Source organism: Achromobacter xylosoxidans (assembly GCF_002192695.1).
Taxonomy (GTDB): domain Bacteria; phylum Pseudomonadota; class Gammaproteobacteria; order Burkholderiales; family Burkholderiaceae_B; genus Achromobacter; species Achromobacter xylosoxidans_C.
In genome coordinates this window covers 41,684-64,599 of record NZ_MTLG01000115.1, presented here as the reverse complement: position 1 = coordinate 64,599, position 22,916 = coordinate 41,684, and the positions used below count along the sequence as shown (strand labels likewise).

Annotated in this window: 22 protein-coding genes; 11 read left to right on the top strand and 11 right to left on the bottom strand. The window is 62.6% G+C overall.

The features are described 5' to 3' along the window. Positions 1–290: 290 nt before the first annotated feature. Entirely contained in the window at positions 291–920 is a 630-nt protein-coding gene (locus tag BRO63_RS28890; protein ID WP_088143068.1) for an HAD family hydrolase, read from the top strand. 74 nt (positions 921–994) lie between these two features. Here BRO63_RS28890 and BRO63_RS28885 read toward each other — a convergent pair whose 3' ends face one another. Beyond that, a complete protein-coding gene (locus BRO63_RS28885; protein ID WP_088143067.1) occupies positions 995–2,419 on the bottom strand; it encodes a cytochrome P450 in 1,425 nt (474 codons plus the stop codon). Between the two features lie 92 nt (positions 2,420–2,511). Here BRO63_RS28885 and BRO63_RS28880 point away from each other — a divergent pair, with 92 nt between their 5' ends. Further along, positions 2,512–3,444: a helix-turn-helix domain-containing protein gene (locus BRO63_RS28880; RefSeq protein WP_256943430.1), complete on the top strand. Its 933-nt coding sequence runs from the start codon at positions 2,512–2,514 to the stop codon at positions 3,442–3,444. Between the two features lie 156 nt (positions 3,445–3,600). Here the strand turns inward: BRO63_RS28880 and BRO63_RS28875 are convergent, their stop codons facing one another. Together BRO63_RS28875 and BRO63_RS28870 are read right to left on the bottom strand one after the other, a co-directional pair. After that, a complete protein-coding gene (locus tag BRO63_RS28875; protein WP_088143065.1) occupies positions 3,601–4,590 on the bottom strand; it encodes a tripartite tricarboxylate transporter substrate binding protein in 990 nt (329 codons plus the stop codon). Between the two features lie 132 nt (positions 4,591–4,722). Continuing rightward, the gene (locus BRO63_RS28870; RefSeq protein ID WP_088143064.1) at positions 4,723–5,538 is read right to left on the bottom strand and encodes a LysR family transcriptional regulator; all 816 of its coding nucleotides are present in this window, start codon (positions 5,536–5,538) and stop codon (positions 4,723–4,725) included. A gap of 111 nt (positions 5,539–5,649) precedes the next feature. Here BRO63_RS28870 and BRO63_RS28865 point away from each other — a divergent pair, with 111 nt between their 5' ends. After that, a complete protein-coding gene (locus BRO63_RS28865) occupies positions 5,650–6,384 on the top strand; it encodes an SDR family oxidoreductase (RefSeq protein WP_088143063.1) in 735 nt (244 codons plus the stop codon). A 28-nt stretch (positions 6,385–6,412) separates the two neighbouring features. Here BRO63_RS28865 and gstA read toward each other — a convergent pair whose 3' ends face one another. Continuing rightward, complete coding sequence (gene gstA / locus BRO63_RS28860) at positions 6,413–7,018, bottom strand: glutathione transferase GstA (protein ID WP_088143062.1); 606 nt, start codon at positions 7,016–7,018, stop codon at positions 6,413–6,415. 96 nt (positions 7,019–7,114) lie between these two features. Between gstA and BRO63_RS28855 the strand changes: the two genes are divergently transcribed. Then, positions 7,115–8,023, top strand: a complete 909-nt coding sequence (locus BRO63_RS28855) for a LysR family transcriptional regulator (RefSeq protein ID WP_088143061.1) — start codon at positions 7,115–7,117, stop codon at positions 8,021–8,023. Positions 8,024–8,143: 120 nt separating this feature from the next. Continuing rightward, the gene (locus tag BRO63_RS28850; protein ID WP_088143060.1) at positions 8,144–8,989 is read left to right on the top strand and encodes a DMT family transporter; all 846 of its coding nucleotides are present in this window, start codon (positions 8,144–8,146) and stop codon (positions 8,987–8,989) included. A 74-nt stretch (positions 8,990–9,063) separates the two neighbouring features. On the opposite strand, the gene BRO63_RS28845 is transcribed toward BRO63_RS28850, so the two are convergent. Next, positions 9,064–10,188 carry an FUSC family protein gene (locus BRO63_RS28845; RefSeq protein WP_088143059.1) on the bottom strand — a complete coding sequence of 375 codons (1,125 nt, stop codon included), beginning with the start codon at positions 10,186–10,188 and terminating at the stop codon, positions 9,064–9,066. A 140-nt stretch (positions 10,189–10,328) separates the two neighbouring features. Here BRO63_RS28845 and BRO63_RS28840 point away from each other — a divergent pair, with 140 nt between their 5' ends. After that, positions 10,329–11,345 (top strand): amino acid ABC transporter substrate-binding protein, encoded by a 1,017-nt coding sequence (locus BRO63_RS28840; protein WP_088143058.1) that lies wholly within the window; start codon positions 10,329–10,331, stop codon positions 11,343–11,345. A gap of 29 nt (positions 11,346–11,374) precedes the next feature. Here BRO63_RS28840 and BRO63_RS28835 read toward each other — a convergent pair whose 3' ends face one another. Next, complete coding sequence (locus BRO63_RS28835) at positions 11,375–12,295, bottom strand: LysR family transcriptional regulator (RefSeq protein ID WP_088143057.1); 921 nt, start codon at positions 12,293–12,295, stop codon at positions 11,375–11,377. 192 nt (positions 12,296–12,487) lie between these two features. Between BRO63_RS28835 and BRO63_RS28830 the strand changes: the two genes are divergently transcribed. The 4 genes from BRO63_RS28830 to BRO63_RS28815 all read left to right on the top strand — a co-directional run bounded on the left by BRO63_RS28830 (position 12,488) and on the right by BRO63_RS28815 (position 17,306). Next, complete coding sequence (locus BRO63_RS28830) at positions 12,488–13,462, top strand: tripartite tricarboxylate transporter substrate binding protein (RefSeq protein ID WP_088143056.1); 975 nt, start codon at positions 12,488–12,490, stop codon at positions 13,460–13,462. 11 nt (positions 13,463–13,473) lie between these two features. Then, on the top strand, positions 13,474–14,919 hold the full coding sequence (locus BRO63_RS28825; RefSeq protein ID WP_088143055.1) for a M81 family metallopeptidase: 1,446 nt from the start codon (positions 13,474–13,476) through the stop codon (positions 14,917–14,919). Between the two features lie 526 nt (positions 14,920–15,445). Further along, positions 15,446–16,681, top strand: a complete 1,236-nt coding sequence (locus BRO63_RS28820; protein ID WP_088143054.1) for a DNA cytosine methyltransferase — start codon at positions 15,446–15,448, stop codon at positions 16,679–16,681. Next, entirely contained in the window at positions 16,656–17,306 is a 651-nt protein-coding gene (locus tag BRO63_RS28815) for an Eco29kI family restriction endonuclease (protein WP_088143053.1), read from the top strand. The genes BRO63_RS28820 and BRO63_RS28815 overlap by 26 nt, the downstream gene beginning before the upstream one ends. 83 nt (positions 17,307–17,389) lie before the next feature. Here BRO63_RS28815 and BRO63_RS28810 read toward each other — a convergent pair whose 3' ends face one another. Next, positions 17,390–17,818 carry a very short patch repair endonuclease gene (locus tag BRO63_RS28810; RefSeq protein ID WP_088143052.1) on the bottom strand — a complete coding sequence of 143 codons (429 nt, stop codon included), beginning with the start codon at positions 17,816–17,818 and terminating at the stop codon, positions 17,390–17,392. Positions 17,819–18,015: 197 nt separating this feature from the next. On the opposite strand from BRO63_RS28810, the gene BRO63_RS28805 reads away from it, so the two are divergent. Continuing rightward, positions 18,016–18,297 (top strand): peptidylprolyl isomerase, encoded by a 282-nt coding sequence (locus BRO63_RS28805; protein WP_006385706.1) that lies wholly within the window; start codon positions 18,016–18,018, stop codon positions 18,295–18,297. An 86-nt stretch (positions 18,298–18,383) separates the two neighbouring features. Here BRO63_RS28805 and BRO63_RS28800 read toward each other — a convergent pair whose 3' ends face one another. The 4 genes from BRO63_RS28800 to BRO63_RS28785 form a co-directional block, all read right to left on the bottom strand. Beyond that, positions 18,384–19,124 carry an ATP-binding cassette domain-containing protein gene (locus BRO63_RS28800; protein WP_088143051.1) on the bottom strand — a complete coding sequence of 247 codons (741 nt, stop codon included), beginning with the start codon at positions 19,122–19,124 and terminating at the stop codon, positions 18,384–18,386. Positions 19,125–19,136: 12 nt separating this feature from the next. After that, entirely contained in the window at positions 19,137–20,099 is a 963-nt protein-coding gene (locus BRO63_RS28795) for a sugar ABC transporter substrate-binding protein (protein WP_088143050.1), read from the bottom strand. Positions 20,100–20,118: 19 nt separating this feature from the next. Beyond that, positions 20,119–21,060: an ABC transporter permease gene (locus tag BRO63_RS28790; protein WP_088143049.1), complete on the bottom strand. Its 942-nt coding sequence runs from the start codon at positions 21,058–21,060 to the stop codon at positions 20,119–20,121. Positions 21,061–21,144: 84 nt separating this feature from the next. Beyond that, positions 21,145–22,653 (bottom strand): xylulokinase, encoded by a 1,509-nt coding sequence (locus BRO63_RS28785; protein WP_088143048.1) that lies wholly within the window; start codon positions 22,651–22,653, stop codon positions 21,145–21,147. Positions 22,654–22,916: the final 263 nt, after the last annotated feature.

The window sequence follows — 22,916 nt, the reverse complement described above, 5'->3', positions numbered from 1 at the left end:
AGGCGTGCCGGTTCGATTCCGGCCCCGGGCACCAGAATTCAAAAAGCCATTGACGTTTGCCGTCAACGGCCTTTTTCATGGCAGATTGCCGCAAGCGGCCTTCACACATGTTCATTTCGACGCTCCGCGCGCAACGAGCGCTCCCAAATGCGTGCAACGTATACGCCACAAGCTAGCGGACGATATCGGGACTTGGATCAAATTGCGGCCGTTAGAATTTCCTCGCAGCAAGGTTGATTCCGCCCCCCCGACCGCGCAGTGCAAGCCTACTCTGACAAGCAGGAGGTTCGATGGCAATCAAGGCCGTAGCATTCGACGTATTTGGAACATTGGTCCGCATAGAACGGCCCACCCGCCCATTCCGAAAGCTGGTGCGCCTGCTGCATGAGGCGGGCCGCCGGCGCCAGAGCGACGACGGCATCCGGGCGATGAGCAATGCAGTAGACCTGAGACAGACAGCCAGCATGTTCGGCGGCATGGTCAGCGAAGAGAACTTGCGTGCCCTGGAAGCCGAACTGCATGAGGAAATCCAATCCATCACGCTGTTCGCTGATGCAGCCCCAACTCTGGCCGCCTTGAAAGATCAAGGAATCAAAATAGCGCTTTGCTCCAACCTCGCAGCGCCATACGGACCTCCGGTACTGGACTTGCTGCCTATCCAACCAGACTTTTGCGCCTGGTCATACGAAGCCGGTGCCGTGAAACCACAGCCCGAGATCTATCGATACCTCTGCGATGGTATTGCGTGCCAGCCCGAAGAGATACTTATGATCGGCGACACCATTGAAGCCGATATGGTCGGGCCTCGGAAATTTGGCATGCATGGGTACCACTTGGACAGACACGCGACGGCGACGCGCTCATGTGAATCGGTGGACTCGCTGAATGAAGTACTGACCATGCTGGCTGCTCGCTATTGATGAATTGCCTACGACTGCGAGCTCGCGGAAAGGCTGGCCCACGTCGCGTTGATGACATGTCGCAGGATGAACTGCTACTGAACTGATCTGAGCGAGAGATGCAGGGGCTCATCCGGCCTGAGTGCCACTTGTTGCACTGGACGCGGTGATTTCATGCCAACGGGTATCGATAACGCCCACCGCTGCAAGATCATGGCTGCCATTACCTTCATTTCCGCCGTTGCAAGATGCTGCCCGAGACAAACACGCGGGCCTAATCCAAATGGCGCATACGCGCCCCGCGGGGCACGTCTTGGATCTTCACTGAACCGATCCGGCCAATAATCCTGCGGATCAGTAAACCAACTTGAATCCCGCTGCATTAGCTGTATCGGCAGCATGAACAGCGTGCGCTGTGGAAACTGCCATGGCCCCAAGCTCACAGGAGTGACAGCACGGCGGGTCATGAGTACCGGTGCAGCAGGGTATAGGCGCATCGCTTCTTCCAGTGTTCGAGCCAGATAAGACAGTGCCGCGAGTGCTTGCATCGTGGGCGCTGCGCCCTGCAACACTTGTGCGACTTCAGTCCGGGCCTTTTCCTGCATGGTTGGATTCGAAGCCATGCACCAAGCCCACCAGGTTAGCGTTGCCGCGGTTGTTTCATGTCCGGCGAGGAACGTCGTCATGCATTCATCGCGAATATCCTTATACGACCATTCGGACGGATTGGTCTGTTGCAGACGCAACAGACGGGACAGCAAATCGTCTGGCCAGTTTTCCTCGGGTGCTTGTAGCCTCTCTTGCATGTGGCGCTCGATCAATTCATCCAACTTTTGAATTGCCCGCCTCTTGCCTCGCTTCCATGGCACCCAGTCGGGCCAATCTACTAACGAGAAGAATTCGGCATCTATCACCTTGCCTACAACACGAACAGCCTCTTCCGCTTGCCTAGCCTCGTCGCCAACTTCGGTCGAGAACATGGTTCGAATGATCGCGTCCATGGTCAGTGAAGTAAACGCACTCTCTATGGGCCAGAGGTCATCGTTTGGAGGCCAGGAATCAAATGCATCTCGCGTTGCATCAATGATGGACGGAACAGTGCTTTGCAGCGCTCTAGGGGTGAAGTTCGGCTGCATGACTTGGCGCTTCTGAACCCATTTCTCACCCTCAGCTATGATCACGCTATGCCCGTGCACTTTTGCAAAAACACGAATGCCGCGTTCCCAGCGAATGAGAGCATCGTGGTGATTCACTAGTAGTTCACGCGCCAACTCCGGATCCGTGAGAACTATGAAATTCTCGGGCCAAATTCGCAGATGAAACACATTGCCAAAGGCCTGTTTCCATTCAGAAAGTGTCTCGAGCATGTTGTGAGACATCTTTCTGGACAGCCGCCAACCAGTGACGCCTGATGACGGACCGGGAGGCCACTCTCCCGCTTCAAACTGTCGCGGGGATAGGGGAGAATCAGACTTGCCGGTTGATTCGAAAGGGCATGAGTAGGGGGCATCTTTTTTCATAGGCAGTACTACATGCCAATTTGCCCGAGACGTCTTGAATCGAAACGACATCTTAAGTCCCGAAGCGATTCCACACCCAGTCCCGTAGACCCATGGATTGCCAATCAAATCAGATTTGTGTTCCTGCCTTCAACGCGCGAGCCTCTCGTGTGGTGACCGGCACGCAAGACTCCCTGGCGCAACTATATCCAGCGCCTATGGCACTGTCTGGCGCCATTGTGGCAGTGGTTAGTCGAAACACCTGTGGTATCGCTCTTAGCGATGCGCAGCGCCTCTCTCATTTCCCCGCATCGCCGTTCGTCTGCCTTTCTTGGTACAAAAATGCCGACTTCGGTCTTGTGGAGCGAAACGACCATGGGACGGAATGGCGCCGCTTTGACACCGATGTCTTGATTTCCGGCAGTCAGTCAGGACCAACAGCAAGCTGGTCTAGGGGGAGTGGCCGCGGCGGAATGATTTACTTCCCTATAAGCACGGCGACGGAGTTGTTCCAGATAGATGTATCCATGATTCAAGACCGAGCTATTTGCGCCCGCCGGATACTTGGATCGACTTGGTTTGAGATGCTTGACGCTCTGGTTAATTCCGATGGCGATCAAGTTACTCTAGAAATTATCGAACGATATCTTGAACCGCGCTGGCGGCCATCACATCCACGCCACTCCACAATAGACATTTTGAGAGGGGCGGGCCGTCAGTGGGTCGACGGACTAGCCCGCCAAGCAAATGAATGGCAACGCAGTCGTGGCATTCGACAGGTCGAACGTCGTATCAGAGCATTCAGCGGGCGATCTCTACGCGAATGGCAGTCACTTGTTGGCACTGAACAGGCCTTCTTTGCAGCGCGAGATCGTCAAGAGTCCATAAAATCGCTGGATTGGGCTGCTTTTGCACTGGAAGCAGGATTTGCAGACCAAGCCCATCTAAGTCGGGCAGTAAAACGCATAACTGGATTTCCTCCGGCCGAGTTTGCTCGGCGCTTCGTTGAGGACGAGTCGTTCTGGATCTATCGACTCTGGGTCTAGCCCCTCGTCGCAATCAGACAAAGAGGCCTCCGCCAGAACCCCAAAAACCGTTGACGTTTGCCGTCAACGGCTTTTTTCTTGTTCGACCCAGGCAAGGACTGTCGCAGACGGTTTTCACGTGTTGCCACGTCTCGTGCCCAGTTCCGCGCAAGACGATCAATTGACCGTCACACCCGCCTCACGCACCACATCGCCCCACAAGGAAATCTCCTTCACGATCTGATCGCGAAAGTCCTGCGGGCTACCCGGCGCGGCCGCCTCCCCGGTCGCCTTCAGACGATCAGCCATCTCTGGCATCACAACGGCCGCATTGATCGCGGCGTTCAGCTTGGCCTGCACCTGCGGCGGCACGCCCTTGGGCGCGATGATGCCGTACCACACCGTCACGTCATACGGCACGCCGGCCTCGCGCACGGTGGGGATGTCCGGCGCCGAGGACACGCGCTGCGGCAAGGTCACGGCCAGCACCTTCAGGCGCTTGTCCTCGCGGTAAGGCAGCGTCGACCCCGCCGTGGTCAGCATCACGTTGACCTGGCCTGAAACGGTGTCCGTCAAGGCCGGCGCGGACCCCTTGTAGGGGATGTGGACCATGGTGATGCCGGCCGTCTTCAAGAAGGCCTCCATCGCCAGATGCGAAATCCCGCCCGTGCCAGACGAGGCATAGGTCAACCCGCCCGGCTTCTTCTTGGCCAGGGCCACCAGATCGCCCAGGCTGTCCGCCGGCACGCTGGGATTGACCGACACGAAGAACGGCGCGCGCGCGATCATGCCGATTGGCGTCATGTCTTCCACCGGGTCGAACGGCAGCTTGTACAGGCTGGGGTTGACCGAGTAGCTGTTGGAAATCAAGGTCAGGGTGTAGCCGTCGGGTGCTGCCTTCAGGCCCTGCTCCACGCCCAGCTTGCCGCCCGCGCCGGGGCGGTTCTCCACTACTACGGGCTGCTTCAGGCCATCGGACAGCAGTTGCCCCAGAAGACGCGCGATTCCGTCGTTGCCGCCTCCGGCGGCAAAGGGCACGATCAGCTTGATCGGCTGCGATGGATAGTCGTCCGCGTGCGCGTTGGAAACCGATGCGGCAAACGCCACGGCAGCCAGCGTCATCCCCCATACCGCCTTGCCCAGCTTGGCGCCGGATCGCGTTGTCATAGTTATCTCCTCCCTGATCGGCCGCAGCGCGGCCATGTTTACTGGCGAAAGGCGCAAGACTACAACTTAACGAGTGAAGTTGCAGTCTTGCGCCTTGTTTTCCGGACCTCTCGATGGCGTTGCGCGGCCTTCTTATGCTGTATGCGTGCCCTGGAACGCATACACCCCAAGCCGCTCCACCAGCGTTGCCACCGCGGACTTGTCCAACGATTGCACCGCATAGCAAAGCCCGACGCGACGCGCCATCTCCAGCCCTTCCAGAGGCCTGATCTCCACGCCGGCCTGGCTGCCGGCGAGGGACTCCGGCGCCACGCACATGCCTGCGCCGGCAGCGGTCAACGCCAATGCCAGGCGCAGCGATCCTGCGTGCGCGGCCGGCGTGTTTGCCCCGGCGCCATAGTAGGGCAGCAGACGCTGATGCGTCGGATGGTTCGGGCACACGATCCACGGCAATGCGGCGTCCGCGTCGCTGCCTGCGGGCATGGCCAGCACGTAAGGATCGACGGACAGGGGCAGGAACAGCTCGTCCTCGCAACGCTCGTCTTCGGTCGCCAGCCGGGCATCGCCCTGGCACCCTTCAAGCAGACTCACGAAAAGCGCCGGCACGACCTCACGCGCCGCGCGCATGAAGGCGGCGATGTCCTGTCCGGCAATATCCGCCTCCACGCCGATCTCGACGCGAGATCCAGGCGAGCCGTGGCGGAACTGCTGCGTCATCGAGTCCGTTTGCGACAGGATGCGGCGCGCCTGCGGATACAGGATGCGGGCGTCCTCCGTCACGGCCACGCCCCGCGCCTGCCGCGTGAACAACTGCGTGCCCAGCAGGTCCTCCAGGCTTTTGATCGTGCCCGACAGCGCGGGCTGGCTCAGGTGCAGGCGGCGGGCGGCGGCCGTGATGTTGCGCTCTTCGAAGACGGCGACAAAGGCCTTGAGCTGGCGGCTATCCATAAGATTTTCCGATTTCTTCTAAAGGAATAAACCATTTCTCAGGCGAAATCACCAAGAATAGAATGATTCCCGACACTCAAGCATACATAAAACCGATATCAGGAGTCCGCCATGTCCACTTTGAAAAAACCCCTCGTCATCATCACGGGCGCCAGTTCCGGCATCGGTCTGGCTACCGCCCGCCTGTTCTCGGCTCACGGCCATCCGCTGCTGCTGCTGGCCCGCCGGCTGGAAAAAATGCAGGCGCTGAACCTGCCCGACACCCTGGCGCTGTCCGTGGACGTGACCGACCGCGCCGCGCTGGCCGCCGCCGTGCAGGAAGGCGAAGCGCGCTTCGGCCCGGCCGATGCGCTCATCAACAACGCAGGCGTCATGCTGTTGGGCGACATCACGCGCCAGGACCCGGATCAATGGGACCGGATGCTGGACGTGAACGTCAAAGGCGTGTTGAACGGCGTCCACGCGGTCGCGGCGGGCATGGTCCAGCGCAAGCGCGGCAACATCATCAACGTCAGTTCCGTGGCCGGGCGCAAGACCTTCCCCAATCACGTGGCCTACGTGGGCACCAAGTTCGCCGTGCACGGCTTGTCGGAAAACCTGCGCGAGGAATTGTCGGCGCACAACGTGCGCGTGACCACGATCGCGCCGGGCGCCGTGGAGACCGAGTTGCTGGGCCACACCACCGACGCGGACATCAAGACGGGCTACGAAGCCTGGAAGGCCGAGATGGGCGGCAAGGTGCTGGCCGCCGAGGACGTGGCCAACGCCATCCATTACGCCTATGCGCAGCCGGACGGCGTGTGCGTGCGTGAAATCGTTTTGGCGGCCACGCGCCAGCAGGCCTAGTCCATCCCTTGCCGTGGCCGCATGACGTTCAGCCCTGCGCCTCCGCGCGCAGCGCGGCCCGCACCGCAGGGCGCTCTCCGATGCGGGCCGCGTATGCCGCGAGGGATGGCCAGCGATCCAGGTCGATTGCAAAGAACCTGCACCATCCCAGCACGGTAAACAGATAGGCATCGGCCACGCTGAACTGCTGGCCCACCAAGTAGCTGCTCCCGGCCAGGATGCCGTCCAGGTAATCGAAGCGTTTGAAGAGCCGTTCGCGGAAGTGCGCCTTGGCGGCTTCGGGCAAGGCCGACTGGAACAAGGGCGCCGATCCTGCGTGGATCTCGCTGGTTAGGAAGTTCAGCCATTCCTGCAGCCGCGTGCGTTCGCGCGTGCCATTTGGTGGCGCCAGCTGCATGCCAGGATGCAGGTCGGCCAGGTACTGGACGATGGCCGGCCCTTCAGTGAGCACATCGCCATCGTCCAGCTCCAGCGCGGCGACATAACCCTTGGGGTTGATCGTGCGGAAATCGCGGCCGTCCGCGGTCTGCTTGGTCTGGTTGTTCACCTTGACCAGTTCGAAGGGCAATTCCAGTTCGCGCAAGACGATGTGCGGCGACAGTGAGCAGGTATGCGGGGCGTAGTAAAGCTTCATGACATCTCCGGGAAACAACAGAGAGCAGTCTCTCGCGCCAGGGTGCACCGGTAAAATTAATGCTCTAATTCCTCATCATTAGCTCAGCTACTTAATATGTTGAACCTGGGACATTGGCGCCTGCTCGTCGCGACGGCCGACACAGGCAACATCTCCCGCGCCGCCGAGCGCGTGGGCATCACCCAGTCCGGCGCCAGCCAGGCCATTGCGCAACTGGAAGCGTCGCTGGGCCTCCAGGTTTTCACCCGCTCCCGCAAGGAAGTGGCGGTAACGGCGCTCGGCGAACAGGTCATCGATCACGCCCGCGCGATGCTGTCTCACCTGGAGTCCATCCGCGCCCTGGCCGACGACAGCCAGGGACTGAGCCAGGGCCGCATCCGGCTGGGCAGCTTTCCCTCGGTCATCTCGACGCTGCTGCCGCCCCTGCTGCACGGCTTCCGGCTGCGCCACCCCGGCATCGAGGTGGTGGCCTTGGAGGGCACGGATGAAGAGGTCGAGGAATGGCTGTCGCGCGGCGCCATCGATCTGGGCGTGGTGATGAACCCCGCAACGCAAAGGCAAGCCCTGATCCTGGGCCGCGATCGCTGGATAGCGCTGCTGCCCGGCATGCATGCGCTCAGCCGCCGCGCATCATCGCGGGGCGTCGCACTGGCCGAGCTGGCCGATGAACCGTTCATTCTCGCGACCGGCGGCTGCGCCGTGAATGGCCTGAGCCTGGCGCGCAAGGCCGGGCTGGAACTCAACGACATCCGCGTCACGGTCCGCGACTGGGCCAGCGCCTGCGCATTGGTGCGAGAGGGCATGGGGGTCGCGGTGGTTCCCGAGTCCACGCTGCCCGCGGACATGCGCCAGTTGCGGGCCTTGCCGCTGAGCCCGGCGGCGCGCCGGGAATTCGGGCTGCTGCGCTCTGCCGCTGGACGGCAATCCGCGGCAGTGGGCGCGCTGTGGCAGCATGCCGCCCATGCCCTCAGCTCAAAAGCTTCGGCCAAAGTACGTACCCACTGAGACGAATCGCACGCGTATCCCAACCGCCAGCCGAAACTCCGCGCTACGATCTGATCATCGTTCCATCCCGCTTTTTCCGGACACGATCGCCGAAGCGCTGCCCAAGGGAAACACCGCGCCATGACACCCCGCCTGTACGCGCTCACCCTGCTCTCCATGCTCGCGTTCGCCGGCAACTCGCTGCTGTGCCGCCTTGCGCTCAAGCAGACCGCGATCGATCCGGCCACCTTCGTCGCCATCCGCATCGCTTCCGGCGCATTGGTGCTGTGGCTGGTGTTGCGCCTGCGCAAGCCGACGAAGGCGCTGGAAGGCAATTGGCGTGGTGCGTTGGCGCTGCTGGCCTATGCCGTGGCCTTCGCCTATGCCTACACCCAGATCCCGGCAGGAACCGGCGCCTTGCTGCTGTTCGCGTCGATCCAGATCAGCATGATCCTGTACGGATTCTTCATCGGCGAGAGGCTGAGCATCACGCAGGGGCTGGGCATAGGCCTGGCGGTGGCCGGCCTGGTGATCCTGATGCTGCCCAGCGTCAGCGCGCCGCCGTCGTTCCATGCCTTGCTGATGATCGCGGCCGGCATCGCGTGGGGCGCCTATTCATTGCTGGGCCGAAGCGCCCGGGATGCGGCATCGGCGACGGCGGGCAACTTCATCCGCGCCGCGCCGGTCGCGCTGCTGCTGTTTCTGCTGCATGCCTTGGCCGCGGGCGTGGGCTACGACGCGGCGGGCGTGGCGTATGCCGTGGCCTCCGGCGCAGTGACATCGGGCCTGGGCTATGTCTTCTGGTACGCGGCGCTCAAGGGGCTGAAAGTGACCCACGCCGCGACCGTGCAGCTCAGCGTGCCGGTGCTGACGGCGTTCGGAGGAACCCTGTTCCTGCATGAGCCCGTGACCGCCATCCTGGTGACGGCTTCGGTGCTGATCCTGCTCGGCATTGCGTTGGTGGTGCTGGTCAAGCGGCCCGCTTGACGGCGCGGCGCCGGGTACGTAAATCAGCCACGAATGGAGCTATGCGTGGCGACGGACTCCGCGAGCCGGCGCCGTCAATTCACCCGCCTGGGCAGCACCGCCCGCATCCAGCGCGACAGCCGCGGCCGGATGCGCTGGTTGTGCAGCAGCACGGCGCCCACGGCGCCGATGAACGCGCCGACCACCGTGTCCAGGAAGCGCGCCTCGATGACGGCCGCGGGATAGCCCTGGCCCAGGTGCGGCGCCTCGGCCAGGAAAATCGTCAGCGGCGTGATCAGCACCACGGCGCTGGCGTAATGGCGCACCACCAGCGTTTCTATGCCGAACGACAGCGCCATCATCACCAGGCTCAGGGTCCACACATTCAGCGGCAGGCTCAACAAGGCCCACGCCACGCACAGGCCCACGGCGGTGCCCAGGATGCGATGCAGCTGGCGGTTCCAGGCCGCCATCAGGGTCGCTCCCTGGATGATGGCCAGGCAGCTGACAGGCACCCAGTAGGGGCGCGGCAATTGCAGCAGCTCGGCTACCAGCAGCGACACGCCCACGAACAGGCCGATGATCACGGAGTCGTAGACCACGAAGTCGAACGTGGGCCTGGGCAGCGCGGTTTCGGGCGGCGGCGGCGCAACCCGCGTCATGTGCAGGGAATACACAAACGCCACCAGGCACGCGACCAGACTGCCCAGGGCCACCATGCCGACGCGTGTGGGGATTTCTTCCACGTTCCCCGGCGTGTAGGCCGCGATCGCGGTCGCCATGATGTAGAACAGGCTGCCCGGCGGCCCCAGCCGGTAGCAGCGGCAAACCATGTTCACCACCATGGCAATGAAGGTCAACGCCACCAGCATGACCGCGGGCCAGAACTGCGTCAGCGCGCCCACCGCATAGCAGGCCACCATGCCGAAGGACGCCGCCAGCAACATCATCATGCGGTGCTGCAGCGAGGAATTGGGCAAGCTCAGGAACACCATGCCGCCCAGACTGGACATCAGGCCGTAATCCATGCGGCCGAAATAGGCGCCCACCAGCAAGGGCAGCCCTGAAGACAGCGCTGCGGCCAGGGGCATTTCCCAGGGCCGGTCGCTGGCGTTGACGCGGATCAGTTCGCGCCATATGCCGAGCAGGCGCGCCTTGGCCCAGGCGTACCCGCGCCACGCAGCCGGGCCGTGCCCCGAGGGTTCTTTGTTCTTGTTCATGGATAAGCCTGTCGAAAATTCCGCCCGACGGATTTAACGGGAATTCCCTGATTCTCCCCCCTTATGCCGCTGGCTACCATTCGCCGCACCTCAGCCTTCGGCTGATCGCTAAAAATGCGCCGGATGGCGCGGAGACACCCATGAAAGCACTCAAACTGGCTGCGGCAGGCACCGCCTTACTCATTTCGTCCTTGACCGCCCACGCCGGCGCGACTTTCGAGGCGGTCAAGAACAAGGGCTTCGTCCAATGCGGCGTGTCCACCGGCGTTGCCGGCTTCTCGGTGAACGACAGCAAGGGCGGCTGGATCGGTCTGGACGTGGACCTGTGCCGCGCGCTGGCCATCACCATGTTCGGCGACGCCTCCAAGGCCAAGATCATGGCCGTCAGCGCATTGCAGCGCTTCACCGCGCTGCAGTCCGGCGAAGTCGACGTCCTGCCCCGCAACACCACGCTGTCGCTGACCCGCGACACCACGCTGGGCCTGATCGGCGTGGCCGTGAACTACTACGACAGCCAGGGCATCATGGTGAACAAGTCCCTGAACGTCAAAAGCGCCAAGGAACTGGACGGCGCCACGGTCTGCGTGCAGCCCGGCACCACCACCGAACTGAACCTGGCTGACTGGTTCCGCTCGCAGAACATCGTCTTCAAGCCCGTGGTCGTGGAACGCCTGGACGAGATCATCCGCGCCTTCGCGGTGGGCCGCTGCGATGCGTTCACCGGCGACAAGTCGCAGCTGGCGGCGGCGCGCAGCAACCTGGAGAACCCGGAAAAGTACGACATCCTGCCGGAGAACTTCTCCAAGGAACCCCTGGGCCCGATGGTCCGCCAGGGCGACGAACAATGGTTCAACGTGGTGCGCTGGACCCTGTTCGCCATGCTGGAAGCCGAGGAATACGGCATCACGTCCAAGAACGTCGACGAAATGCTCAAGAGCACCAACCCCAACGTGCAGCGCCTGCTGGGCGTGACGCCGGGCATGGGCAAGAACCTGGGCGTGGACGACAAGTGGGCCTACAACATCATCAAGAACATCGGCAACTACGGCGAGAGCTTTGAGAAGAATCTCGGCCCCAGCAGCCCGCTGAAGCTGCCGCGCGGCCTGAACGCTTCTTACCGCGATGGCGGGCTGATGTACGGTTGGCCGGTGCGTTAAACAAGCAACCTCTCTCCAGGCATCGCCCGCTACGGCTTCGCGCCGTGGAACAGCGGCGATGCCTGGATCCGTTCCAGCATGCCGCGCGCGGCGCTCGTCAACGGCCGGTTGGCCCGCACGATCAGCCGCGTCTGCGCCGCCTCGAAGATGGGGTTGGTGGTGCGCAGCGCCACCAGTTCGCCCCGGGCGACTTCCTTCACCACGGAATTCGCCGACGTGAAGGTCAGCCCCAGGCGGCTCTCCACATAGCGCTTGAGCGTCACCACCGAGTTGGCGATGAAGCTGGGCGACAGCACGATGTTCTCGGACAGTTCCGCCATCTCGATCAGCTGGCGCAAGCCGAAGCCCGGCCCCATCAGCGCAATCGGATAGCGCGCCACGTCCTTCAGCGTCGGCCGCTTGCGCTGCCGCGCCAGCGGATGATCCGGCCACGCGATCACGCACAGAGGATGGTTGCGCGTATGAACCACGCGTATGCCGGGGTCCGCCGGCGCGCCGAACACCACGCCGATATGCGCGTCGTCGTGCACCACGGCGCGCACCGCGTCGGAAGCGCCAGCCACCTTCAGCGACACCCGCACGCCGGGATGCTGCCGGCAGAATTCATCCACCACGCCGCTCATCAGGATATCGACGAAGCCCTCGCTGGTGACGATCTGGATATCGCCGCGTTGCAAACCGTTGACCTCGTCCAGTCGGGCGCGCAGGGCCTGTTCGCTGGCCTGCCGGTCGCGGCAGTGATCCATCACAATGGCGGCCATGTCGGTGGGCACGATGCCGCGGCCCTTGCGCTCCAGCAGCGCCACGCCCAGCTCCGTCTCCAGCAGCTGGATCTGGCGGCTGACGATGGACGGCTCCACGCCCAGGCGCTCGGCTGCGCCGCGCACCGATCCGGTCGTCACCGCCTCGAAGAAGTATTGCAGGCGCCGCGCGCTCAAACCTCCGTCCATGCTTGTCCCCTTTTCTACGATTTCTTCAAATCGTTGCCTTTTTGGCAACAAACTTCCTCGCAGCTTACATTGATTTACAGGGCTGCGATTGCGAATAATGCGCGTACTTTCAAATCCGCTCGGTTGCGAGCCGCAAGCTGGAAACCAGCGGCGGCGGCAATGCGAGGTAACGCCCATTTCGAGCCTTAAAGCATGAAACTCTTCGCTTCGATCCTCGCTGCCGCAACCCTGAGCGTGTTCAGTCAACAGGCCGCATTCGCCTCGCCGGAAGCCGCCTACCCGAGCAAGCCCGTCAAGGTCGTGGTCGGCTACGCGCCGGGCGGCTCGTCCGACGCCGTGGCGCGGCTGATCGCCGGCCGCCTGTCGGACAAGCTGGGCCAGACCTTCGTGGTCGAAAACCGTCCGGGCGCCGCCAGCAACATCGCCGCCGCCACCGTGGCGCGCTCGCCCAACGACGGCTACACCATCCTGCTGGGCTCGAACGCCAGCACCATCAACGTGTCGCTCTACAAGGAACTGTCCTTCGACTTCCAGAAGGACTTCGCGCCGGTGGCGCTGCTGACGCGCTTCCCCAACATCATGGTGGTGAACAACACCGTGCCGGCCAAGACCGTGCAGGAGTTCATCGACTACGCCCGAGCCAACCCCAAGAACATCTTCTTCGCCTCGTCCGGCGCGGGCTCGTCCACGCGCCTGTCGGCGGAACTGTTCAAGATGATGACCGGCGTGCAGATGGAACACGTGCAGTACAAGGGCAGCGCGCCCGCCCTCACCGACCTGATGGCCGGCCGCATCCAGGTGATGTTCGACACCGCGCCTTCCGTCATGCAGCTCATCCAAGGTGGCAAGCTGCGCGCGCTGGGCGTCACCAGCGCTGCCGTCCAACCCTTCGCGCCCGAAATCCCCACCATCGACGCGACCGTCAAGGGTTACGAAATGACGTCCTGGTACGCGCTGTTCGCACCCACCGGCACGCCCGCCGGCATCGTGGAAAAGCTGAACAAGGAAGTCAACGCGATCCTGGCAGAGAAGGACATCCAGGAAAAGCTCGCCGGCATGGTCGCCACCCCCGGCGGCGGCACGACCGAAGAACTGCGCCAGCACGTCGCTTCCGAAATCGCCAAGTACGCCGACGTGGTCAAGGCCTCCGGCGCCACCGCGGACTAAGCACTCGTACCATGCGCGTTTTCACCGGTTCGCTGTCCACGGAAACCAATACGTTCGCTCCGCTGCCCACCTCGCTGGATGACTTCGCCGACCGGGGCTATTACCCCGCCGGTACCCATCCTCCCGAGATGACCATCTTCAGCGGACCTCTGTGGGCAGCGCGCCAGCGCGGCGCGCAACACGGCTGGACCGTGATCGAAGGCATGGCCGCCGGCGCCCAGCCCGGCGGCATCACCACGCGCCACGCTTACGAGACGCTGCGCGATGAACTACTGCGCGACCTACGGCAAGCGCTGCCCGTCGACATGGTGGTGCTGGGCCTGCATGGGGCGATGGTGGCTGACGGCTACGAGGACTGCGAGGGCGACCTGCTGACGCGCATCCGCACCATCGTCGGCGCGGATGTCGTCGTGGGCGCGGAGCTGGATCCGCACTGCCACCTGTCGGACGCCATGGTGGCCAACGCCGATATGCTGGTCGCCTACAAGGAATATCCCCACACCGATATCCGTGAGCGCGCGTTGGAATTGGTGGACTTCTGCGCGGGGATCGTCGAACGCCGCATCGCCCCGGTGGCTGCCGTTGTCGACTGCGGTATGGTCGTCACCATACGCACGCCGCAAGAGCCGGCGCGCAGCTACATAGACCGCATCAGCGCGCTGGAAGGCCGGGACGGCATACTCTCCGTTTCCGTGGTGCACAGCTTCGCCTGGGGCGATGTGCCCGACATGGGGACCAAGCTGCTGGTCTATGCCGATGGCGACGCCCGAGCCGCCCAGCAATTGGCGCGGCGTCTGGCCGACGAGCTGATCGGCATGCGCGAAGTATTGACGCCCGTCTACCCCAAACCGGACGAAGCCATTGATCAGGCTGTGGCATTTGGCGCAACGCCGGTCGTCATCGCCGATGCGGCCGACAACCCGGGCGGCGGCGGCGCGGGCGACTCCACCTTTCTGCTACGGCGTCTGCTGGAAAGGGGCGTGCGCAATGTGGCGATCGGCCCCATGTGGGACCCGATTGCCGTCCGTATCGCCTTCAGTGCTGGCGTGGGTGCGCGCTTGCCCTTGCGCATAGGGGGCAAGATCAGCCCCCTGTCTGGCGAGCCTCTAGACCTGATGTGCACGGTCAAGGCGCTGGTGCCGGACATGGTCATGACGGGCTTGTCTGGATCGCCCGCTGTCGTAGGGAATTCCGCCTTGGTCGAGGCGGATGGCGTTGAGATTGTGCTGATCACGGTACGGGCCCAGGCCATGGATATCGATGTCTTCACCCAGCTCGGCTGCCGGCTGGAGGAGAAGGCGCTGATCGTGGTGAAGTCGGCGCAGCACTTCCAGGCGTCGTTCGCCAAGGTGGCGCAGCATGTGGTGTTTGCGGATGCTCCGGGGTCGGCGACGCTGGATTTGAATGGGTTGCCATATCGGCGAGTGAGTCGGCCGAAGTGGCCGATTGATGAGTAAGGGTTGCCTATCGTCGCTTGACCGAGCGACACCGTTAATCATTACGCCAAACCGGCTGACCGACGAGCCAATCACAGGGCGTTCGACGGCCCCACCTCGACTGCACCACTGCACGGCCGTCAGATGCCGTCACCCGCCGTCTGGGTCAGGAATTGCCGCTTGCTCCAGCGCGCTTGGGGTTAGGGCCACAGGTAAGCGCCTCTCTGGTGACCGATTGGCCTAAGTAGATTTCGGCACGATGTCAACAGCTCTTGGCGCAGTTTGTATGAGAAGCACGCCCCCGAGTCTAAGCCAGCAAAGACCTGGGAACACGCGCATCAAATGACTACGAGTCCGTCTTGGCAAGCCTCAAAAGTGGCTAGTGATCCGTGCTACATTCCCCGAGCCCCCAAGCGGGCTAAGGCGCACGCAAATTTCCACCTGATCCACATAGCTACGTACTTACCGCAGCTATCTTTGCGTGCCTGCCGCTAGACGATACACTGTCCATACGTACAGTAATTGTGGATCAAACAAGGTCGCCAACATGAAATCAGTAGAGCTATTCGCCGGGGCGGGCGGACTGGCGATGGGCTGCGAAATCGCAGGCTTTGAACATCTCGCGGTAGTGGAATGGGACAAATGGGCGTGTGATACGGTCCGTGAGAACCAAAGACGCGGTTATCCGCTGCTCGCTGACTGGACGTTGCACGAAGGCGATGTTCGACACTTCGATTGGGCGTCCATTCCTCAAGACATTGAGCTGTTGGCCGGAGGCCCCCCGTGCCAGCCCTTTTCCATTGGGGGGAAGCACAAAGCTCATGCGGACAATCGGGACATGTTCCCCGCGACCGTCGAGATTCTCCGCAGTCTAAGACCAAAGGCATTCATTGTTGAAAACGTGAAGGGCTTGACGCGTGCATCGTTCGCCAACTACTTCGCCTACATAAAGCTCCAACTCGAGTTTCCTGAGGTTCCGCCACTTAAGGACGAAGACTGGGCAGACCATCTCTCGCGTCTGCAGGCAGAACGCAAGTCCGGAAAACGAAAAGGAAAGGGGCGCACCTATAACGTGTTCTCCAAGCTCCTCAACGCAGCCAACTATGGAGTTCCTCAAAAACGCGAACGGGTTTTCATCATTGGTTTTCGCGACGACCTCGACACCAACTGGTCTTTCCCAGAAGAGACGCATAGCTATGACGCTCTTCTGCATGACCAGTGGGTGACCGGAGCCTACTGGAAGCGCCATAAGGTGAAGGCACCGCCAATGCCCCAAAGCCTCGCGACGCGCGTCGCAAAGCTACGCCAAATGGAACTCACCCCTTCCGTACTACCTTGGAGAACCGTCCGAGACGCCATTCAGGGCCTGCCTGATCCGAAATCGGCGGCTGCATCCAAGATGCCGAATCACGTATTCCAGGATGGAGCACGAACATATCCAGGGCATACCGGGAGCCCACTTGACCTACCTGCAAAAACACTAAAAGCAGGAGGACATGGCGTACCAGGTGGCGAAAACATGCTGGTTCGAGATGACGGCAGCGTCCGATACTTTACAGTTCGAGAAAGCGCACGCATCCAAACCTTTCCTGATGGTTTTCTGTTTCACGGTAGCTGGACTGAAACCATGCGGCAGCTAGGAAATGCGGTTCCAGTTATGCTAGCGCAGCGTGTCGCTGCCAGCGTGGCCGAAGAGCTGGCCCTTGCGGGGCTACGGCTAATTGGAAAACAGGAAAAGAGCAATAAAGGACGAAAGCGTGACGAGTCATGTAATTCCGTTTAACCCTTTGGACAAGAAGAACCTCGGAGCAAGCGTTGCCGAGGCTTTGCTAACCAAGGAAGCACATCCTCTTGCACATGTGCCGGTTTTCGAGGGAGCTGGCATTTACGCCATTTATTACACGGGAGATTTCGAAGCATACAAACCGATCTCCCAGCTTAATAACAATGGCAAATTTCTATGGCCAATCTACGTCGGCAAAGCAGTTCCCGCCGGGGCCAGGATGGGCGCCAACGTAGAGCTAGCTGCGGGAAAGGTGCTTCATAAGCGTTTGAGAGAGCACGCTGACAGCGTCAAGGCCGCCCAGAATTTGGATATCAAAGACTTCCATTGCCGCTTTCTTGTAGTTGACGACATTTGGATCCCCCTTGGTGAGTCGCTAATCATCGCCAGATTCACTCCGCTGTGGAACTCCTTAATCGATGGATTTGGCAATCACAATCCTGGCAAAGGTAGGCATGCGGGCATGCGTCCTCGTTGGGATGTACTGCATCCCGGCCGAAACTGGGCATTGAATCTTGCAGAGCGCCCCGAAAATCAGGCTCACATTCTCCAGGAGGCTGCCACCTATCTTGCCACGCCGCCACCATGCTTGTCGGGACAGTTTATTGCGGCCGAAGGCAAGTAACTGAAGCCTCAACAGCACATAGCAAGCTTGTCGGCCGACAACGGTGCACTGCTAGAACGGTTGTTTAAGAGAGCTATCCTGGGTCAACAGGCCTTCTTGCGCGCCGGACCCAGGAAATCTTCTATACGCGATAGAACCTTCTTCGGATCTCGAAGCTCACACTCCCAAACAACCAAAACTCCCCACCCATCATTTCTCAACCTCTCGTAGTTACCCTCATCTCGGGCCTTGTTCGCGCACAGCTTTTTTACCCAAAATTCCTGATTTGTCTTTGGAAATCGCGCCAGAACGCAGCTTTCATGGCGGTGCCAAAAGCAGCCGTTAATAAAAATCAACTTACGCCGCCGCTTGAAAACCAGATCCGGCTTTCCAAGTATCCGCCCATCATGTAGCCGATAGCGATAGCCCGCCCCGTATATGAGGCATCGCACCAACATTTCAGGCTTTGTATTCTTCGCCCTGATCTTCGACATACGCAAACTGCGATCAGCAGGACTCAACGTATCAGTCATGACTAGTCAGCTCCTTGGTGGACTGCGCCACGCATCGGCTCGCAGGATCTCGCAACAATGGGTCACAGAGTCTCTGGCGCTGAGATTCCAGACTTACATTGCAGACCAGTTCATTTCTGTAGGTTACGCTAGCCACGGATTCCCCCCAAATGCGTTACTCTCCCCCTCCCCAATTCAAGTCCGCAAGGAGCTCCCAAATGGCACAAGCCTCCGCCCGTCACATCCTCGTCTCCACCGAAGCCAAGGCTAACGAACTGAAGACCGCCATCGAGAACGGCGCCGACTTCGCTCAGCTGGCCAAGGAAAACTCCAGCTGCCCGTCCTCGCGCGACGGTGGCAACCTGGGTACGTTCGGTCCGGGCCAGATGGTCAAGGAATTCGACACCGTGGTGTTCAGCGCCCCGGTCGGCGAGGTCCAGGGTCCGGTGAAGACCCAGTTCGGCTACCACTTGGTTGAAGTGACCAGCCGCAAGGACTAAGTCCCGCTGCCATACGAAAAAAGGCCGCCGCCAGAAGAACCTGGCGTCGGCCTTTTTTTGTCTGCTCGAAAGAGCGAGCCAGGAATCTATTCCTTGCCCGTCATCACCATGTGCGCCAGCGCATCCGCATCCAACCCGGCCACGTCGCGCTCGATGACCTTGGCGCCGCTCTTCAGGATCGCCACCCGGTCCGCCAACGCCACCACGTCAGCCATGTTGTGGCTGATGAGGATGACGGTGCGTCCTTCTTCGCGCAGCTTGCGCACCAGATTCAGCACCAGCGCCGTTTCCTTGACGCCCAGCGCGGCGGTGGGTTCGTCCATGATGACGACGCGGGCGTCCCAGCGCAGGGCGCGGGCGATGGCGACGGCCTGGCGCTGGCCGCCGGACATGCGCTCCACGGGCCGGTCCATGTCGTCGATGGGCACGGACAGGCGTTGCAGGTAGCCACGCGCGTCCTGCGCCATGCGGCGCTTGTCCAGGACGCTGAACGGGCCCACGCGCCGCACCAGCTCGGCGCCCATGAAGATGTTCTCCCAGATGGACAGCCGCGGAGCCAGCGCCAGATCCTGGTAGATGGTGGCGATGCCTTGCACCAGGGCGTCGTGGGGCGAGCCGAACACGACCTGCTGGCCGTTGAGGCTAAGCGCCCCGCCGCTGGGTTCCTGCGCGCCTGAGATGATGCGGATGAGCGTGGACTTGCCCGCGCCGTTGTCGCCGCAGATGGCCATGACCTTGCCCTGGGGCACGTCCAGGTCCACGCCCTTCAGGGCTTCGACGGCGCCATACGACTTTTTGATCTGGCGTAGCGACAACGCGGCGGTCATGGCTGCTGGCTCTTACTTGGCGGGTTGCAGGAATTTCTGGACGTTGCTGGCGTCGACCAGGACGGAGTCCATGAACAGGTAGGGGCCGGCAGCAATGGTTTCCCTGGGTTCCTTCTTTACGACGATCCGGTCGATGGCGTAGATGGCCTTGGTGCCCATCTGCTCGAAGGGAATCATCATGGTCGCGGTGATGAGACTGTTGGGATCGGCGATACGGCGGTAGGTCTCCGGGCTGCCGTCGACGGACACGAGCGTGATGTCGCCCTTCTTCATGCCCTGGGCCTGCAGCAGGTCGTCGATGACGTAGGCCTGGCCGTCGAACGAAGCCCAGATGCCCTTGAACTGGCCCTGATGGCGCAGCAGCAGGGCCTGCATGCCATTGCGCACGTCGTCACGCCAGCTTTGGGTGCGGGCCATGCTGAACTTGGCCAGGTCCTTGACGGCGGTGTTCTCGGTCAGGACGGCGTCCAGCATCTTGCCGCGGATGCGGGTGCCGGAGTTGCCGTCGAAGCGGGCGGACAGGATGTTGCCCTGGTAGCCCATCTTGCCCAGCATGTAGAGCACGGACTGGGCGCCAGTGGCGTATTCATTGACCTCGACGTCGAACAGCATGTGGGGGCTGGCGCCGGACATCACGCCGACGACCGGGATGCCCTTCTCCTTGGCGGCCTGCAGCTGCGCGTCGGTTTCCACGGGCTTGCCCATGGCGATGACGATGGCGTCGACTTTCTTGTTGACCAGGGTGTCGAGCTGTTCGGCCAGCTTGGGCAGCGAGCCTTCGGCGTTCAACTGGGTCACGGTCCAGCCCTTGGAGCGGGCGGCCTCGGCGGCGGCATTGGCGACGCGCGCGTGGGTTTCCGAAGACATCTGGAACGCGACCACGCCCACGTCGAAGGCTTGCGCGGCCGCGCCCATGGCCAGGGCCGGCACGGAAAACGCGGCCAACAGCAGGTTGCGCATCAAGGATTTACGCATGGTTCTCTTCCCCTTCCGATCAGAATTTGAAGGCCGCTTTCTTCAGCACGGCCGATGACACCGCGACGGACGCGATGATGATGAAGCCCAGCACGATGTCCTGCACGTAATACGGCGCCCCCATGAGGACCAGGCCGTTGCCCAGCACCTTGAGGATCAGCGCGGCCACCAGCGTGCCGGGTATGTTGGCGTGGCCGGGGTTGAACATGGTCATGCCCAGCAGCACCGCGGCGATGGCGTACAGGAAGTAGTCGCCGGCCATGTTGGGCGCGGCGGACGACAGGCTGGATGTCAGCAGCACGGCCGCCAGCCCCGCGCACAGGCCGGACAGCGCCAGGCCCATGCTTTTCATGGCGCGGATGTTGATGCCGGCCAGCCGCGCGGATTCACCGGCCTCGCCGGTGGCGGTCATGCGGGCGCCGGTACGGGTCCATTTCACCAGGAAGAAGGCAAGCAGCACGGCGCCCAGCATCCACAGCACCAGGGCGGGAATGCCGAAGGGCTTGCCGCGCGCCAGGTCGGTGAATGCGGCAGGCCAGCGGCCCACATAGGAAACGCCGTCGGTCAACATGAAGGCAAAGCCCCTCGCCATGGCGGCCATGCCCAATGTCGCGATCAGCGAAGGGACCCGCAGCCGCGTGACGGCGATGCCGTTCACCAGGCCGCACAAGAGGCCTACACCCAGGCCAGCGCCTATGGCCAGGAGCACAGGTTGGCCGGTATGCACCAGGGCGCCGGTCACGACGGCCGCCAGGCTGGCGACGTCGGCCACGGACAGGTCCAGTTCGGCCGTGACCAGCGCCAGCGTGAAGCCGATGGCGATGATGGCCAGGAAGCTGGTTTCCTTGGCGATGTTCAGAAGATTGTTGGGCGCCGCGAAATTCGGGGCTGCCAATGCGAAGAAAACCACCAGGACCAATCCCGCGATTGCCGTGCCGTACTTTTCCAGGATGCCGCGCATCGACTCAACCCTTGCTGCGTTTTGCTTGTTATGTGGGCGCGTCGCCGCGCCCCGCTGATGGCGAGGTAGTTTATACCTGGGCCATCAGCCCATGTCGATGCCGGCCAGCGCGCGCGACACGGGCGCCAGCGCGGCTTCCGCGGCGCGGAACTGGCGGTACATGCGGCGATAGGCGTGCGCGCGCTCGGCCTGGGGCTCGTAGCGTTGCGCCACGCGCACCAGCGCGTCCTGGGCGGATGCGAAGCTGCCGTAGCGGCCCAGGCCTGTCCACGCGGCGACCGCCGCGCCCAGCACGCCGGGCTGTTCGGCCTGGCCGACCACCAGGGCGCGTTCGCAGATGTCGGCCTTGACCTGGCACCACTGGGCATTGGACGCCGCGCCGCCGCCAAAGCGGATTTCTTCCACGGGACTGCCCAGCGCGCTTTCGGCGCGCTCCAGCACGATGCGGTTGAGAAAGGCCACGCCTTCCAGCACGGCCCAGGCCAAGTCGCCGGGGCCGTGGCGGCGGTTCAAGCCCAGGAAAGCGCCGCGCAGGTGCGGATCCCAATAAGGCACCCGTTCGCCTTGCAGATAGGGCAGGAACAGCGCCGGCTGCGGATCGCGCGGCGCGTCGAGCAAGGCGTCCATGGCCTCGCCCACGCCGGCCATGCCTTCGTCGCCCAGGCGACCCAACAGCGGCAAGAGCCACGCCACCGTATCCGCGCCGTTCTGGCCTGGTCCGCCAATCTGGTGATGCCCGCCGCCCCAGTCCACCGTCATCAGGCCTTGCGCCTGCACCGGCTCGGCGCCCACGGCGCCGAAAACTTCGGTGGTGCCGGAGATGTTGTAGGCATAGCCCGGCCGCAAGGCGCCCAGGCCGGCCACGGCCGCCCAGGTGTCGTTGGCGCAAGCCACGACGGGACGCCCTGACAGACGCGCCAGCGCGCCCGGCAGGCCCGCTTGCACGACCCCGACGACCTCCAGCGGATCGAGCAGGCGCGGCACCCAGGCCTGGTTGGCTCCCACCGCCGTCAGCAGATCGGCGCAGTCGAGCCCGGCCGTCGCGGCCGCCGCCAGACGCGCCATCGACACGGTGTCGCTCACGGCGCGTCCGGTCAGGCGGAAATTCAGATAATCCTTGGGTTCCAGCACCAATCGCACCCGCGCCGCGTGCTCGGGCTCGGCGTGCAACAGCCAAGCCACGCGCGCCCAGGGATGGAAGGCGTTGATCTGTCCATGTTCGGGATGGGAAGACGGCATGGACGCGAGCCACGCACCCACGTCCATTGCCGCGCGCGTATCGCGCCAGGTGATCGCCGGCCGGATGGCGGCGCCGTGCGCATCGATGAAGATCTGCGTGCGCGTGACGCCGCAGATCGCGATGGCCTCCACCGCATTGAAAGCGGCGTCCGCCTGCGCGGCCAGCGCATCGGCCAGGGCTTGCAGCCCGCTCCACCAGGCATCGGCATCGATCTCGTCCCAGCCCGGATGAGCGGCAGGGCTGGCACGCGCCGGGCTTTCGATGAAACACGAATGCGCGATACCGCCGCGATCGTCCACCAACGCGGCGCGAAAGCGTGTGCCACCCAGATCCACCGCCAGGACGTAGCTCATGCCGGCACCAGCATCAGGCGGATCTGGCCGCACCCGGGCTGCATGGCCCGCAGCGGGCGGAGGGTCGGGATATCAAGCATGGGAGGCGACTTCTGCGTGATCGGATGGCCGCCGGAACGGGCGTTCCGGCATAGGCAAATTGTAGTCCTGTCGAGGATTCCGCGCAGCGCTAGCGCCCTTCGTCGCTGCACCGCAGCACCGAAAATCCTATCAATTGATTATTTCTGTTCAGGTGACACGGGCCGCGGGCGTGGGACAGAATG